This window comes from Amycolatopsis sp. FBCC-B4732, from assembly GCF_023008405.1.
Classification (GTDB): domain Bacteria; phylum Actinomycetota; class Actinomycetes; order Mycobacteriales; family Pseudonocardiaceae; genus Amycolatopsis; species Amycolatopsis pretoriensis_A.
Map to the genome: position 1 here is coordinate 9,058,979 of NZ_CP095376.1, position 14,484 is coordinate 9,073,462.

Sequence of the window (14,484 nt, forward strand, 5' to 3'; positions counted from 1 at the left end):
CGTCCCCGTAGAGGCCACTGCCTGGCCGGGCACAGCCGCCGCGCCGGTGGGCTAGGCCGAACCAACAGACCGATGCGAGACCAGCGCAGGGACCCGACCGTGATGCTCGAGCTGAACCGATTCCGTCCAGTCGGACGGGGTTCAGGAACGCCCACCGAAGACGATCTTTTCACCCGTACGGGTAGCGTCTCGCGCTGGGCTCGTTCCGACCTGCCGCTGCGCTTGAGCGCCGGGAGCGTGCAGACGAGTGGCTGATGAGAACGCGATGCGCCCAGGTGGGCGCTGGACCGACCAAGGTTTCACGAGCACGAACGATGATGGTGGTGCGGCGGTGCCGAACGAAGACGCCGCGGGGGTAGGAGGGGCCCCCGCGCAGTCGCCCGGAGACAGTCCGGGCCGGAAGGCCGGGTTCTTTTCCGGCATGCGCGACTGGCGGCTGCGCTCCAAGCTGGCCGCGGTCCTGATCATCCCGACCCTGACCGCCGCGGTGCTGGGGGCACTGCGCGTGGTCGACGACGCCCAGCAGGCGGCGGAGTTCCAACGGACGGCCGACCAGGTGGCGTTCGCCGTCAAGGTCACGACGGTGGTCCACGAGCTGCAGAACGAGCGTGGCCTGGCCGTCGCGCGGATCTCGTCGAACAACCCGCTGCTGCAGACGGGCCTCGACTCGCAGATCTCGAAGGTCGACCGCGAGGTCGCGGACCTCCGCTCGGCGGCGTCGACGCTCAACTACGACGACCCGGCGACCAAGGACCGCTACACCCGGGGCCTTCAGCGCCTCGACGCCCTGCGCCCGCTGCGGGCGGCGTTCAACACCGCGAACGGCCTGCCCGACATCACGGTGATGACCGCCTACTCGGGCATCCTCGACTCGCTCATCGAGCTCGGCCGCGAGGTGACCACCGCGGTCACCGACCGGGACGTGCTGCGGCTGGGCACGAGCACGCAGGCGATCAGCGAGGCCAAGGAGTTCACCACCCGCTCCGACGCCGAGCTGCAGATCGCCGCGTTCCGCGGCAGCTTCCCCGGCGACCTCCTGGACCAGACGCGCGCGTCGGCGTCCAGTGCCGACGCTTCGGTGCAGTCCTTCCTCGCAAACGCCGACGACGACCAGCGCCAGCTCTACAACGACACCTACTCCGGCCCGGAGGTCGACGACCGCCGCCGGATCCAGACCGCGGCCTTCGCCTTCGCCCAGCAGGGTGACGCGCCGAGCATCGACACGACGGCGCTCGGCAAGGACAGCACCGTGTCGGCGGACAAGCTGCACGCGGTCGAATCGAACCTGCTGGCCCAGCTCAAGACCCGCGCCGACAGCCTCGCCACGCAGGCGGTCAACTCGGCCTGGATCGGCGGCGCCGTCGTGCTCGCCGCGCTGGCCGCCGCGATCGCGCTGATGCTCATCGTCGCCCGCCTGATGCTGCGCCCGCTGCGGGTGCTGCGCCGGAGCGCGCTGGACGTCGCCTACACCCGGCTGCCGGAAACCGTGCAGGCGATCCTCGACGACCCGGACCCGGTCGGCGCCTCGAAGCGGGCCGTCCAGCCGGTGCCCGTCAACACCCGCGACGAGATCGGCGAAGTCGCGCGGTCGTTCGACATCGTCCACGAACAGGCCGTCAAGATGGCCGCCGAGCAGGCCCTCCTGCGCGAGAACGTCAACGGCATCTTCGTGAACCTCTCCCGGCGGTCGCAGCGGCTGGTGGAACGCCAGCTCGGCGTCATCGACCGCCTCGAGGCCGACGAGCAGGACCCGGACCACTTGGCGAGCCTGTTCGAGCTCGACCACCTGGCCACCCGGCTCCGGCGCAACGGTGAGTCCCTGCTGGTGCTCTCCGGCGCCGGCCTGGCCAAGTCCGTGCCCAAGCCGGTGCCCGCCGCCGACGTCATCGGCGCCGCGGTCTCCGAGATCGAGCAGTACGCCCGGATCGAGGTCGGCATCGTGCCCGACGTCGCGGTCCAGGGCCTCGCGATCCACGACCTCGTGCACGTCCTCGCGGAGCTGCTCGACAACGCGACCTACTTCTCCGAGCCGGAGACGAAGGTCATCGTCCGGGCCGTGGTGACCCGCCGGAAGGCCCTCGCCATCCAGGTCACCGACCACGGTGTCGGGATGAGCGACGAGCGGCTGGCCGAGGTCAACGCGCGGCTCGCCGAGCCGCCGGACCTGGACGTGTCGGTGACCCGGCGGATGGGTCTGTACGTGGTCTCGCGCCTGGCCAAGCGCCACGGCATCGAGGTCCGGCTGCGCGAGAACGAGGACATCGAGGGTGGCGTGATCGCCCGCGTCGTCGTCCCGGCGGAGCTGCTCACCCACCTGCGCCCCGGCATGCAGCGGCAGACCCCGCTGCCGCCGAACCGGTCCGAGACGTCCATGTCGATGCCGAGCATCCCGATCCCGGCCGCGCGCTCGGACTTCGACCAGACGCAGGCGTTCTCGCCGAACCCGCCGCAGCACTCGGCACCCCCGCCGCCGCCACCACCGCCGGCCCCGCCGAAGCACGAGCCGGTGGCGAACCAGGGCGGGCTGGTCCCGCTCGACCAGCCGATCAGCCTGGACGACCTGGTCAGCGGCGGCCGCGCGGCGGGCCCGTTCCTGTCGCCCGAGCTGCCCAAGCCCGACGTGCCGGCCTGGCCGACCGCCGAGGACCTGGCGCCGCTGGCGCCGTCCTCGAACGGCGACGGGGCCAGCTCGCGGGCCGGTGACACGCAGTTCGCGCCGCTGGTGCTGCCCAAGCGCGAGCCGAAGTTCGTGCCGCCGGAGGAACCGCCACCGGCACCGCCGCCCGCGGCGGAGCTCGGCTCGTCGGCGCTCGAAGACGATGTACCCACCCGGCGGCTGCCCATCTACCAGTCGGTGCTGTCACGCTGGTTCAGTGAGGGCGACGACGCGGCTGCCGACCCGGTCCCGCCGCAGCAGAGCGACGGGGGCCACCACCGCAGCCACCAGCCGAGTGCGCCGGAAGAGGTCGAGGTCGAGGCCGAGGACCAGAACCTGCCGCCGCTCACCGGTCGCGACGAGCCCGCCCCGGAACCCGTGGACGAGCTGCTGCCGACGGCGGCCACCCGGCACCCGCTCCTCCCGCCCGACGACGGCTGGCACAGCGCCTCCGACGACGGCTGGCAGGCGGCGCAGTCGCTGCTCGAGTCCAAGAACGAGGAGATCACCACGGCCGGGCTGCCCAAGCGCATCCCGAACGCCTACCTGGTGCCGGGGTCGATCAGCAGCGCGGCGCCCGATGCGCCGGCCCAGAACAACTTCGCCGACGCCACCGCGGGCATGCCCGGAACGGGTGCGATCACCCGCTCGGCGTCCGCGGCGCGGAACCGGATGGCAAGCTTCCAACGTGGGTACACCTCGGGGCGCCATGCGCTGAAGGAGCGACCGGGCGACGAGGTTCCGGTGAGTGGCAACACCACAGACAGCAGTGAGGAGTGAAAGTGACACGGGCGGGTGCAATGCAGCCGGGTGGCTCCGCGCAGCCGAACGGCCAAGCGCATGCCAAGGCGAACAATGCCGGCAGCTTCGCTTGGCTGATCACGGATTTCGTGCACCGGGTGCCCGGCGCGGCCCACGCGGTCGTGGTGTCGGCGGACGGCCTGCTCCTGGCGGCCTCGCGCGGGCTGCCGAAGGACCGGGCGGACCAGCTGGCGGCGGTGGCGTCGGGGCTGACCAGCCTCGCGCGCGGCGCGGCCAAGGTGTTCGAGGGCGGCACGGTGGCGCAGACGGTGGTCGAGATGGCCAACGGCTTCCTCTTCCTCATGTCGGTTTCCGACGGTTCGTGTCTGGCGGTGCTGGGGTCGCCGGAGAGTGACATCGGCTTGGTCGTCTACGAGATGACCTTGCTGGTGGAGCGGGTCGGCCAGCAGCTGACTCCGGAGATGCGGGCGCAACTGCAGGGCGCGACCGTCCGCCGCTGAGGACCTGGGAACCGAGGAGAGAGCCGTGGACGACGGGCGCTTGAGGGGTGATGGCCGGCTCGGTGACGACTTCTCCGGTGGTTGGTCCGAGCAACCGGACGACGGCCGGGAGGACTGGCAGTCGTTCCGGGACCGCGTCGACCGCGAATGGCGGGCGAGGCGGGTGCAGGCATCCGACAGCGACCCCGTGCGGGAGCCGCCGAACTGGCTGACCGACAGCAATGCCGGGCAGGAACCGATCCGGCCGATCGCGGGTGGCACCGAATACCGCGACCGGCTGCTCGGCGGGCCGGGCGCGGAGCTGTTCGGCGGTTCGAGCGGACCGCTGTACGACGCGCACGAGTTCGCGGCGTACAGCACCGAGCGGGACTTCGGGTCGGGACCGGATTCCGGTGAACTGGCCGCGGCGCTGCCGCGCCAGGCCCACCAGGAGTACGTGGACGAGCCGGCGCCGACGGAGATGGAGACGTCCGGGCTGGTCCGGCCGTACTTCCGGACCCGCGGGCGGACGAAGGCGACGCTCGACCTGGCCATCGAGGCGCTGATCTCGACCAGTGAGCAGGGCCGGATGCTCGACCGGGTCCGGGTCCCCGAGCACCGGTCGATCTGTGACCTGTGCATCGACACGAGGTCGGTGGCCGAGGTGGCGGCGCTGCTGCGGCTGCCGCTCGGTGTGGTGCGGGTGTTGATTGGTGACGTGGCGGGCCTCGGGCTGGTGCTGGTGCACTCCAGCAGCACGACCGTGGGTGACCGCCCGAGTATCGAGTTCATGGAAAGGGTGCTCAGTGGGCTTCGGAGAATTTGACTCCGACGCGAACGCGCCGCAGGTGACGGGTCCGACCTCGTCGGCCAAGATCGTGGTCGCCGGCGGGTTCGGTTCGGGGAAGACGACCATGGTCGGGGCGATCTCGGAGATCGACCCGTTGACCACCGAGGCCATGATGACCGAGGCGAGCGTCGGGCACGACGACACCTCGGCCACGCCGAACAAGACCACCACCACCGTGGCGATGGACTTCGGGCGCATCTCGCTGGACTCGGACCTGGTGCTGTACGTCTTCGGCACCCCCGGTCAGCACCGGTTCTGGTTCATGTGGGACGACCTCGCGGTCGGTGCGATCGGCGCGGTCGTGCTGGTGGACACGCGGCGGCTGGCCGACGCGTTCCCCTCGATCGACTTCTTCGAGAACCGGAAGCTGCCCTACGTCGTGGCGATCAACTGCTTCGACCGGCTGCTGCACCACCAGATCGAGGACGTCCGGCACGCGCTGACCATCGCGCCGTCGGTCCCGATCATGGCGTGCGACGCGCGTGAGCGCGACTCCGCCAAGCAGGTGCTGATCTCCGTCGTCCAGCACGCGATCGCGCACGATTCGGCGTTGCGCGCGGGATAACCGATGACGCCCCGAACCGGATGCGGCCGTTGGAGTGAACTCCGCGTGCTTCACCCACTTCGGGGAGTGGTGCTGCCGTCCGGCGCAGCGACCGGCCACGCCGGTCCGCCGCGACCGGTGGCGGGGCCGCGTCTTCCGGCCACCGGAACACCGGCTGACCTGCGCCGACACCTCGCGGTGGCGACACGGGGCCGGCGTCGCCGGGGGTCGCCCGGAAGCGTGACCCCGTCCGGGCCGGCGCGGAGTGCGGCCACGCGCACACGTAGGGTGCGCACCGGCCGGCCCGTGGTGGACTCGACACCACCGGCGGTGCGAATACGCTTTACGGTGGCGTCGTCGAACCGTCGTGCCGGGTGCTCCGGGGTGCGGCGCGCGATGCCGCACGAGCAAGGAGGGGCAGTAGTGACGGCTTCCGGCCAGGGCACATTCGGCTGGCTCATCACGGACTTCGTGCGCCGGGTACCGGGTGCGGCGCACGCCGTCCTGGTGTCCGCGGACGGCCTGCTCCTGGCGCCGTCGGAAGGGCTGCCGCAGGAGCGCGCCGAACAGCTGTCCGCGGTGGCGTCCGGGCTGATCAGCCTGACGTTCGGGGCCGCGCGCTGCTTCGAGGCCGGTGGCGTCAACCAGACCGTGGTGGAGATGGAGCGCGGCTACTTGTTCTTGATGTCCGTTTCGGACGGCTCATCGCTGGCGGTGCTGGCCGCGCCGACGTGCGACATCGGCACAGTCGCCTACGAGATGACCCTGCTCGTCGAGCGGGTCGGCCAGCAGATCACCCCCGAGCTGCGCGCGCAGCTGCAGGGCGGCGTGCGTGGGTAGGGCGAGATGAGGATTTCGGGATTCGACGATCCGGACTCCAGCGGCTGGGACGCACTGCACCGCGGCACCGAGCGCGAGGGTTTCGATTCGCCCAGCAAGTTCGACATGTCGACGCTGTCGACGATCATGCCCAAGCGCAAGCCGGCGCGGCCGAAGGCGGACCCGCAGGGGTACACCGACGAGGACACCCGGGAGTGGGGCTCGTCGGCGGACGACGAGGAGTACGACGACCGCCAGGAGTACGAGGAGGCCGAGTACACGGGTGGGCACCGGCGCCTCGCCGAGGACGGCTACCCGCACCACGACCACCCGCGGCACGACCCCCCGGCCGAGCGCCCGCGCTACGCCGACAACGGCTACCCGCACCACGACCACCCGCGGCACGACCCCCCGGCCGAGCGCCCGCGCTACGCCGACAACGGCTACCCGCCTCCGCCACCGCGCGAGTTCGTCGACAACGGTTATCCGCCCGCGCCGCCACGTGAGTTCGTCGACAACGGCTATCCGCCCGCGCCGCCACGTGAGTTCGCCGACAACGGCTATCCGCCCGCGTCGCGCGAGTTCGCCCCGCAGGGCTACGCGGGCCCGCACTCGCCCCAGTACCCCGAAGACGGCTACGACCCCGCCGAACCCGAGTGGCAGGACGGGCGGACCTACCGGCCCGAGCCCCCGCCGCTGGAACCGGCGTGGACCCCGCCGCGCGGCGCCCGTCCGCCCGCACCGCCGCGGCCCCCGGCCCCGGCCCAGCACCGGCCGCTCGCCCCGCGTCCGCCGGCCCCCCGGCCCCCGGTGGCGCCCCCGCCGTCGTGGACGCCCCCGCCGGACCCGGAGACCCGCTGGATCCCGCAGCCGGAACCGTGGGAGGACCCGGTCTGGAACGAGCCGGCCCGCGTCGCGAGCCCGGTGCCCGTCGCTTCGGCGAACTCGCGGGTCCGCCCGTACACCCGCACCGGCGGGCGCACGCGGTCCGACCACAACCTGGCACTGGAGGCGCTGGTCTCGACGTCCGACGACGGCCGCCGCTACCGCGGGGTCCGCTCGGTCGAGCACCGGCGGATCTGCGACCTGTGCCTGGACACCCGGTCGGTCGCGGAGATCGCCGCGCACCTGCGGCTGCCGCTGGGCGTGGTGAAGATCCTGGTCGGCGACATGGCCGACATCGGGCTCGTGCTGATCCACCAGACCGAGCTGATCCTCGGGGACCGCTCGTCCCGCGAGTTCATGGAACGCGTGCTGGCGGGCCTGCGCGCCCTCTAGCCCCAGGTGAGGTCGAGGGCCAGGGTGTTGCCCGGCCCCGGCACCGCCGCGTTGACGACCGGCGTCGCCGATCCGCAGTTCGCGAATTCGCCGATCGTGTACGTCGAGTTCAGCCGGCCGCCCTTGCCGGTGACGAAGCCGTCCGGCACGAGCTCCGTCGTCACCGGCTGCGCGGTGCCGCAGGACGCGCCGACGTCGTACGGGACGCCGTTGACGCGCACGTCCGACACCTTGACCGGCCAAGTCGCGGAGCCGGTGAAGCTGCCGAACACCGAGCCCTCGGCGCTGCCCGGCCCGAGCGTGACGGTGCCGCTGACCTTGCCGATCCCCGGGACCGACTTGGTCACCTTCACCGGGGGCAGCGTGATCGTGCCGGAGAAGGTGTAGGACCCGATGAGCGTGTACATGTCGAACTGCCCCGGCCCCAGCGGCAGGTCGGCGCCCGGTTTCGCGATGTGCGTCGTCCCGGTGACGGTGTACTTCGAGTAGACCGGTGGCCCGGCCGCGCTCGCCGTGCCGGCGAACCCCACCCCGCTCACGATCGTCGCCGCCACCAGCGCCGTCACCCGCGTTCCCCGCTTCATGGACCAGGCTTACCACCTGCGAGGGCGCTTCGGTGGAGATTCACCGGAATCAGTCCTCGACGATGGCCGCCGAGGTGATCCGGTGCAGGGAGTACCGCTCGTTGTTCTCGCCTTCGAGGACCCCGCCGCCGACCCGCACCGGCCGGATCACGCGCTGGCTGGCGGTGCCGCGGGAGTCCACGAACCCGATCCAGACCTCACGACGCTCCAGCGTCGCCCGGGACAGCAGCTCGAGGGTGGCCGAGGTGTCCGCGCCGCCGCCGACCGGCGCGCGCACCGCCGAGCCGCGGCGCCGGGCCGAAGCCGCGTCGCCCGCGCGCAGGTTGGACACGATCCGGGTGGCCTGGTCTTCGGTGAGGACCGCCTGCTCGCCGGGGTTCCGGCGGGCCGCGCGCGCCTTCGCGGGCAGCCGCCTGCCGCCCGGGCGGATGTCGACGACCCGGCCGTCGGGTCCCTCCGCCGCCGGGGCGAACCCGGCCGCGCGCAGCCCGGCGAGCACCTCGTGCAGCGGGTCGGGGCTGATCACGACGGTCGGCGCGATCAGCCGCAGATCGTGTTCGGCCGCGACGGGGTGGGCCAGCACCTCGGCCAGCAGCGCCTCGTCGTCGCAGCGCAGGAACGACGCCGCGACCCCGCCGCGCAGCCTGCCGTGCCGCCGGGCGACGTCGTCGACCAGGTAGCTCAGCCCCTGCGGCACCGGCGTCGCCGACTTCGCCTTGAAGAGCGCGTGCAGCTCGTCGGCGGTGCGGCCGGTGTCCAGCGCGCGCCGCACGGACGTCTCGGTGATCCGGTAGACGGTCGCGTGCCCGGCCGATTCGACGTCGGCGACCGCGGTCATCTCCGCGGCCAGCTCCGGCTCCAGCGGGCCCGGCGCGACCACCGTCAGGTCGGCCTGCAGCAGCACGTGGCCGACCGGCGCGGGCAGTGCGTCCAGGATCGCCTCGACCGCACCTGGCCGGTCGTCGGCGAGTAGCGCGCGCGTCGCCGTCGTGACGCCGCCGAGCCCGACCAGACCCAGCGCGCTCGCCTCGGCCATCGTCCAGCGGACGGTCTCGTCCCGCAGCCGCCCGCCGCGCCGGGGCGCCCGCCAGGCCAGCACGGCGACGAGCTCGTCGACGCTCTTCACCCCGGCGCCCTCGGGGAGGTCGGCCAGCGCCGCGAGGACCCGCCGCCGCGCGACCGGGGCGAGCGGGCGGCGCAGCTCCTCCGACAGCGGCGCGACCGGCTTGTCCTTGGCGTCGCGCCCGCCGGCCATGCCGGGCAGCCGCGGCAGCTCCAGCCACGCCTGGGCCAGCGTCATCCAGCGCTGCGCGGTCGGCGACGCGAGCCACGAGTCGGTCAGCGTCGTCGGCACCCACTCGGGCGCGGTCGCCTCGCTGTCGGAGACGAGCCCGGCGCCCACGGCCAGCTCGGCCAGCAGGGTCGCCTGCGCCTCGTCGATCTCCAGGTCCTTGGCGAGCTTCTTGAGCTCGCGCACGCCGAGACCGCCGGACTTCAGCACCGGCGGCGGCGCGGCCGACCACGCGCGCAGCAGCGATTCGGTGTGGCGCAGGAACTCCATCGCCTCACCGGCCGCGGCCTGGTCCACAGTGGACGGCTGGTGCGGGTGGACCGGCAGGCCGGGCTCGGTGAGCGTCCCGGGCGCGAAGGCCCCGCCGCGCACCGCGATGCCGAGCTCGCGCGGCAGCTCGACGGTCTGGTCGTCGCGGCGCAGCAGCAGCCCGCGGGCCAGCAGCTTCTGCACCGGCGTCTCGGCCTTCTCGAGCGAGAGGTCGATCCCGGCGTCGCGGGTCCGGCCGATCGGCGGGCCGGCGGCGAGGGCGTTGAGCACCCCGCGTTCGTCGTCGGGCAGCTCGGCGAGCCGGGCCTCGAGGTCCTCGCCCTCGAGCGACGGCGAGGGAGCGCCCAGTCCGGCGGGGAACGGCCCGAGGGCCTCCCGGACCGCGGGCGGCACGCGCACGGCGTCGTCCGCGCCCCAGGCCAGCGCCCGCTTGCGCAGCCGGGTCAGCGGCTCGGTGACGTCGGTGCCGACCAGCTTCGCGATGTCTTCGACCGGCACCGGATCGCGGTCCGCGCCGGCCAGCAAGCAGGCTTCGAGCACGGCGAGGGTGAAGCTGTCGAGGTCTTCGCAGGCGCGCGCGACCGAGCCCGGCGTGCCGGCCCGGGTGGCCAGCACCGTGCTGTCGGAGGGCGGGGGCGTGGACAGGTCGCGCCGCGTGCGGAGCAGTTCGGTGAGTGCGCCGTCGGACTCCGCGCGCAGCCAGTCCGCCAAGGAGGTCGCGGGCATAGAAGACCAGGGTACCGGGCGGGTGCGACAAGCTCCCCGGGCTCAGGCAGACTGTCCCCGGAACACTGAACACGGCTGTGGAGGACGTTGTGGCCAAGGGCGAGAAGAAGCACAAGGGCGTCGACCCGACCTGGCCGGGCGAGGCCGGCGAACACCCCGTGACCGAGCTCGCGTCCGACCGCCAGGGCTCGCTGTCGCCGTTCGGCGACATCACGTTCCCGCTCGACTCGGTGCCCTACGTGCACCCCGAGACCGAGATCAACACCCGGCCGTAACGTTACTGGTCAGTACCGGTATCGGCCCCTCGTGAGGGCGGTCACGGGAGTAGGTTCGCTCCCGTCCCAGCCACCATTCCCATGCGGGGGTAAGTGCCATGCCGGTTCCCGGTCCCGGATATTCGATCACCGTCCGGGTCGAGGCCCCGGCTTCGTCCAGCGCGGCCGGTGACCTCACCACCGCCGTCGGGCGGGTCGGCGGCGTGCTGACCGCGTTCGACGTCGTCGAGTCGCACTCGGACTCGATCGTGGTCGACATCAGCGCCAACGCGCTGTCGGAGAACCACGCGAACGACATCACCTCGACGCTGGACTCGCTGCCCGGCGTCAAGGTCCGCAAGGTCTCCGACCGGACGTTCCTGATCCACCTCGGCGGCAAGATCGAAGTCACGCCCAAGGTCGCGCTCCGCAACCGTGACGACCTCTCCCGCGCGTACACACCGGGTGTCGCCCGCGTCTGCCAGGCGATCGCGAACAACCCCGAAGACGCGCGCCGGCTGACCATCAAGCGCAACACCGTCGCCGTGCTCACCGACGGCTCCGCGGTGCTCGGCCTGGGCAACATCGGCCCGGCGGCCGCGCTGCCGGTGATGGAGGGCAAGGCGGCGCTGTTCAAGAAGTTCGCCGACGTCGACGCGTGGCCGGTCTGCCTGGACACCCAGGACACCGAAGAGATCATCATGATCGCGAAGGCGCTGGCCCCGGTGTACGCGGGCATCAACCTCGAGGACATCGCCGCCCCGCGCTGCTTCGAGATCGAGAAGCGCCTGCGCGAGCAGCTCGACATCCCGGTGTTCCACGACGACCAGCACGGCACCGCGATCGTGGTCGTCGCCGCGCTGCGCAACGCCCTGCGCGTGGTCGGGAAGAACATCGAGGACTGCAAGATCGTGGTCAGCGGCGTCGGCGCGGCCGGCTCGGCGATCATCCGGCTGCTGCTGCACAAGAACCCGGGCGACATCGTGGCCGCGGACATCGACGGCATCGTCCACTCCGCGCGCGGCAACCTCGACGACAACCTCACGTGGATCGCGTCGCACACGAACAAGCAGCAGGTCAGCGGCACCCTGCACGACGCGCTGTCCGGCGCGGACGTGTTCATCGGCGTCTCGGCGCCCAACCTGTTCGGCGCCGAGCAGGTGGCGACGATGAAGTCCGACGCGGTGGTCTTCGCGCTGGCCAACCCGGACCCGGAGATCGACCCGCTGGAGGCGCAGAAGCACGCCGCCGTCGTGGCGACCGGCCGCAGCGACTTCCCGAACCAGATCAACAACGTGCTGGCCTTCCCGGGCGTGTTCCGCGGCCTGCTCGACGCGCACGCGCACAACATCGACGACAGCATGCTGCTCGCCGCGGCGGACGCGATCGCCGACGTCGTGGACAACGGCAAGCTCAACGCGTCGTTCATCGTGCCGAGCGTGTTCGACAGCGCGGTCGCGCCCGCGGTCGCCGACGCCGTCCGCAAGGCGGTGCGCGCCGAGCGCTGAGGCCTCACTTCGGAGGACCCCGGGATCGTTCTTTCGAGGGACGACCGGGGTCTTCCCTTTCCCTAGGCTGAGACGCAACTCACCAGGGGGAGATCGCATGCTGAGGAGTTCGTTGGTCACCGTGGGGCGGCCCAGCTGTAGCCAACCGTCTTCTGCCAGGGGCTGGTCTTCCAGCTCTCGCCCACTGCCGCCCGGGGTGCTGGGCTGGCGCGCACCGAGCCCGGCGCGTCAGCCGCCGGTTCGTCGCGTTCCGGGCGTCCAGGTCGCTCAATCCGCCGAGGGCCCCTGGAGCAGCGATGTCCCGGGGCGGCGCCGGAAGTCCGGCCGACCTCACCGACTCCGCTGAAGCACCCGCACCTCGACATCCGGAAGGTCGTCGAACCGAGCGCGCCCATCCGTGGTCACCAAAACCCGCCCGGTGGCCCGGGCAGTCGCGGCGATGATCAGGTCGTGGGCCCCGCACGCCTGCCCGCTCCGCTGCAGATGAGCCACCAGCTCGGCATGGTGCTCGACCACACCCATCGAGTAATCGACAACCGGAGTAACAGCCAGTAGCTCAGCCAGAAACGCGTCATGAGCCGCCCGCCGAGCCGGGTTCGGGTCCAGCAGCCCCACCCGATACTCCGCGACGACCAACGCCGGCACCGCGACGTCATCGTCATCGCCGATAGCTCCCGCCGGCAGTCGCTCCCGGGCCGCGTCGATCAGGACTCCCGTGTCGAGGATCAGTCGCGCCACGGATCACTGTCCAGCTCGGCCGATGCCGTCTCGCGGACCTTCGTCACGTTCTCCTCGAACCGGTCGTCGACGTCGAGCTTGCCGGCCCAGCGGTGGAACACCGCGCACACCGCGACGCCGTTCGCGTGGGGGGCGGGCACGATCAGCGCCACCCGCTTGCCGTTGCGGGTGACCGCGATCGTTTCGCCGTTCTCCGCCTCGTCGAGCACGGCCGAGAACGACCGGGAGGCCTCGGAAGCGGACAGTTCGATCACGAGAATCAGATTATCAGATTCCGAGGTTCAGGATCAAGGGGTCGCGCCGACGGGCCCGGCCCCGCCGGAAGTAGCCTCGGCTTGTGAGTGAACTCAGCCACGTCGACGAAACCGGCGCCGCCCGGATGGTCGACGTCTCCGGCAAGACCGCCACCGCGCGCACCGCGCTCGCCGGCGGGACCGTGCGGACCACCGCCGAGGTGCTCCGGCTGCTCGCGACCGACGGCCTCCCGAAGGGCGACGCGCTCGCCACCGCGCGCATCGCCGGGATCATGGGGGCCAAGCGGGTGCCCGAGCTGATCCCGCTGTGCCACCAGATCGCGCTGTCCGGGGTCAAGGTCGAGTTCGAGCTGGGCGAGGCCGAGGTCCGGATCCTCGCGACCGCGAAGACCACCGACGTCACCGGCGTCGAGATGGAGGCGCTGACCGCCGTGGCCGTCGCCGGGCTGACCGTGCACGACATGATCAAGGCCGTCGACCCGGCGGCGACGCTGGACGAAGTCCGCCTGCTCCGCAAGGACGGCGGCAAGACCGGAACCTGGGAGCGGCCGTGAAGCGCAGCGCGCGCGTGATCGTGGCGTCCAACCGCGCCGCGAAGGGCGTCTACGAGGACAAGACCGGGCCGGTGCTCGTCGCCTGGCTGGCCGGACGCGGGTACGACGTGCCGGCGCCGGTCGTCGTCGAGGACGGCGAGCCGGTCGGGGTCGCGCTGCGGGCCGCGCTCGCGGACGGCGTCGCCGTCGTGCTCACCACCGGCGGCACCGGCATCTCGCCGACCGACCGCACCCCGGACGTCACCCGCGGGGTCCTCGACCACGAGCTGCCGGGCGTGGCGGACGCGATCCGCGCGGCCGGCCTGCCGAAGGTCCCGACGGCGGTGCTGTCGCGCGGTGTCGCGGGCGTGGCCGGGCGGACCCTGGTCGTCAACCTCCCGGGCTCCAGCGGCGGCGTGAAGGACGGCCTGGGCGTCCTGGACGGCATCCTGGACCACGCGGTCGACCAGCTGGCCGGCGGCGACCACCCACGGCCCGCGGCGGCCGGCCCGGCGGTGCGTGTGGCGCGGGCGCTCGTGACCGAAGACGTGCTGTCCGTCGACGAGCACGCTCGTCTGGTCGAGGACGACGCGGCGGGCGCGGTCGTGACCTTCTCGGGGGTCGTCCGCGACCACGACGGCGGCAAGGGCGTGCGCGACCTGACCTACGAAGGCCACCCGAGCGCGAACCAGGTGATCGAGGACGTCGTCGCGGAACTGGCGGCGCGCTGGACCGGCGTCCGCGCGGTGGCGGTGAGCCACCGCGTCGGGGCGCTGACGATCGGCGATGTCGCGCTGGCGTGCGCCGTGGCGGCCGAGCACCGCGGCCAGGCGTTCTCGGCCTGTGCGGAGCTCGTGGACGAGGTCAAGGCGCGGCTGCCGATCTGGAAGCACCAGCACTTCACCGACGGCACGGACGAGTGGGTCAACTCGCCCTGA

Annotated in this window: 14 protein-coding genes; 10 read left to right on the forward strand and 4 right to left on the reverse strand. The window is 72.4% G+C overall.

The window, feature by feature from the left end:
* The first annotated feature begins 265 nt into the window (after positions 1-265).
* From MUY14_RS41100 to MUY14_RS41125, 6 genes are all read left to right on the forward strand, one after another.
* Complete coding sequence (locus tag MUY14_RS41100; RefSeq protein ID WP_247025484.1) at positions 266-3,436, forward strand: nitrate- and nitrite sensing domain-containing protein; 3,171 nt, start codon at positions 266-268, stop codon at positions 3,434-3,436.
* A 20-nt stretch (positions 3,437-3,456) separates the two neighbouring features.
* Complete coding sequence (locus MUY14_RS41105; RefSeq protein ID WP_103355284.1) at positions 3,457-3,918, forward strand: roadblock/LC7 domain-containing protein; 462 nt, start codon at positions 3,457-3,459, stop codon at positions 3,916-3,918.
* Positions 3,919-3,943: 25 nt separating this feature from the next.
* Positions 3,944-4,723 (forward strand): DUF742 domain-containing protein, encoded by a 780-nt coding sequence (locus MUY14_RS41110; protein WP_247017869.1) that lies wholly within the window; start codon positions 3,944-3,946, stop codon positions 4,721-4,723.
* Entirely contained in the window at positions 4,704-5,312 is a 609-nt protein-coding gene (locus MUY14_RS41115) for an ATP/GTP-binding protein (protein ID WP_247017872.1), read from the forward strand. Before MUY14_RS41110 ends, MUY14_RS41115 begins: the two co-directional genes overlap by 20 nt.
* Before the next feature lie 402 nt (positions 5,313-5,714).
* The gene (locus tag MUY14_RS41120) at positions 5,715-6,131 is read left to right on the forward strand and encodes a roadblock/LC7 domain-containing protein (protein WP_247017874.1); all 417 of its coding nucleotides are present in this window, start codon (positions 5,715-5,717) and stop codon (positions 6,129-6,131) included.
* A 6-nt stretch (positions 6,132-6,137) separates the two neighbouring features.
* Positions 6,138-7,388: a DUF742 domain-containing protein gene (locus MUY14_RS41125; protein ID WP_247017876.1), complete on the forward strand. Its 1,251-nt coding sequence runs from the start codon at positions 6,138-6,140 to the stop codon at positions 7,386-7,388.
* Here the strand turns inward: MUY14_RS41125 and MUY14_RS41130 are convergent.
* The gene (locus MUY14_RS41130; RefSeq protein WP_247017878.1) at positions 7,385-7,972 is read right to left on the reverse strand and encodes a hypothetical protein; all 588 of its coding nucleotides are present in this window, start codon (positions 7,970-7,972) and stop codon (positions 7,385-7,387) included. The two genes, MUY14_RS41125 and MUY14_RS41130, sit on opposite strands and share 4 nt — an antisense overlap.
* Positions 7,973-8,021: 49 nt before the next feature.
* On the reverse strand, positions 8,022-10,259 hold the full coding sequence (locus MUY14_RS41135) for a helicase-associated domain-containing protein (protein ID WP_247017880.1): 2,238 nt from the start codon (positions 10,257-10,259) through the stop codon (positions 8,022-8,024).
* An 89-nt stretch (positions 10,260-10,348) separates the two neighbouring features.
* On the opposite strand from MUY14_RS41135, the gene MUY14_RS41140 reads away from it, so the two are divergent.
* Both MUY14_RS41140 and MUY14_RS41145 read left to right on the forward strand, forming a co-directional pair.
* Positions 10,349-10,534, forward strand: coding sequence for a hypothetical protein (locus MUY14_RS41140; RefSeq protein ID WP_247017882.1), 186 nt, complete (start codon positions 10,349-10,351; stop codon positions 10,532-10,534).
* Between the two features lie 98 nt (positions 10,535-10,632).
* Entirely contained in the window at positions 10,633-12,021 is a 1,389-nt protein-coding gene (locus MUY14_RS41145) for an NAD-dependent malic enzyme (RefSeq protein WP_247017884.1), read from the forward strand.
* Between the two features lie 330 nt (positions 12,022-12,351).
* On the opposite strand, the gene MUY14_RS41150 is transcribed toward MUY14_RS41145, so the two are convergent.
* Entirely contained in the window at positions 12,352-12,759 is a 408-nt protein-coding gene (locus MUY14_RS41150; RefSeq protein WP_247017885.1) for a PIN domain-containing protein, read from the reverse strand.
* Positions 12,747-13,013 carry a type II toxin-antitoxin system Phd/YefM family antitoxin gene (locus tag MUY14_RS41155; protein WP_247017886.1) on the reverse strand — a complete coding sequence of 89 codons (267 nt, stop codon included), beginning with the start codon at positions 13,011-13,013 and terminating at the stop codon, positions 12,747-12,749. The genes MUY14_RS41150 and MUY14_RS41155 overlap by 13 nt, the downstream gene beginning before the upstream one ends.
* An 83-nt stretch (positions 13,014-13,096) precedes the next feature.
* On the opposite strand from MUY14_RS41155, the gene moaC reads away from it, so the two are divergent.
* Together moaC and MUY14_RS41165 are read left to right on the forward strand one after the other, a co-directional pair.
* On the forward strand, positions 13,097-13,567 hold the full coding sequence (gene moaC / locus MUY14_RS41160) for a cyclic pyranopterin monophosphate synthase MoaC (protein ID WP_247017887.1): 471 nt from the start codon (positions 13,097-13,099) through the stop codon (positions 13,565-13,567).
* On the forward strand, positions 13,564-14,484 hold the full coding sequence (locus MUY14_RS41165; RefSeq protein ID WP_247017888.1) for a molybdenum cofactor biosynthesis protein MoaE: 921 nt from the start codon (positions 13,564-13,566) through the stop codon (positions 14,482-14,484). Before moaC ends, MUY14_RS41165 begins: the two co-directional genes overlap by 4 nt.

Coding starts and splice junctions, on each gene's coding strand:
- MUY14_RS41100 (WP_247025484.1), top strand. CDS start 266: ATGCGCCCAGGTGGGCGCTGGACCGACCAAGGTTTCACGAGCACGAAC.
- MUY14_RS41105 (WP_103355284.1), top strand. CDS start 3,457: ATGCAGCCGGGTGGCTCCGCGCAGCCGAACGGCCAAGCGCATGCCAAG.
- MUY14_RS41125 (WP_247017876.1), top strand. CDS start 6,138: ATGAGGATTTCGGGATTCGACGATCCGGACTCCAGCGGCTGGGACGCA.
- MUY14_RS41130 (WP_247017878.1), bottom strand. CDS start 7,972: ATGAAGCGGGGAACGCGGGTGACGGCGCTGGTGGCGGCGACGATCGTG.
- MUY14_RS41135 (WP_247017880.1), bottom strand. CDS start 10,259: ATGCCCGCGACCTCCTTGGCGGACTGGCTGCGCGCGGAGTCCGACGGC.
- MUY14_RS41145 (WP_247017884.1), top strand. CDS start 10,633: ATGCCGGTTCCCGGTCCCGGATATTCGATCACCGTCCGGGTCGAGGCC.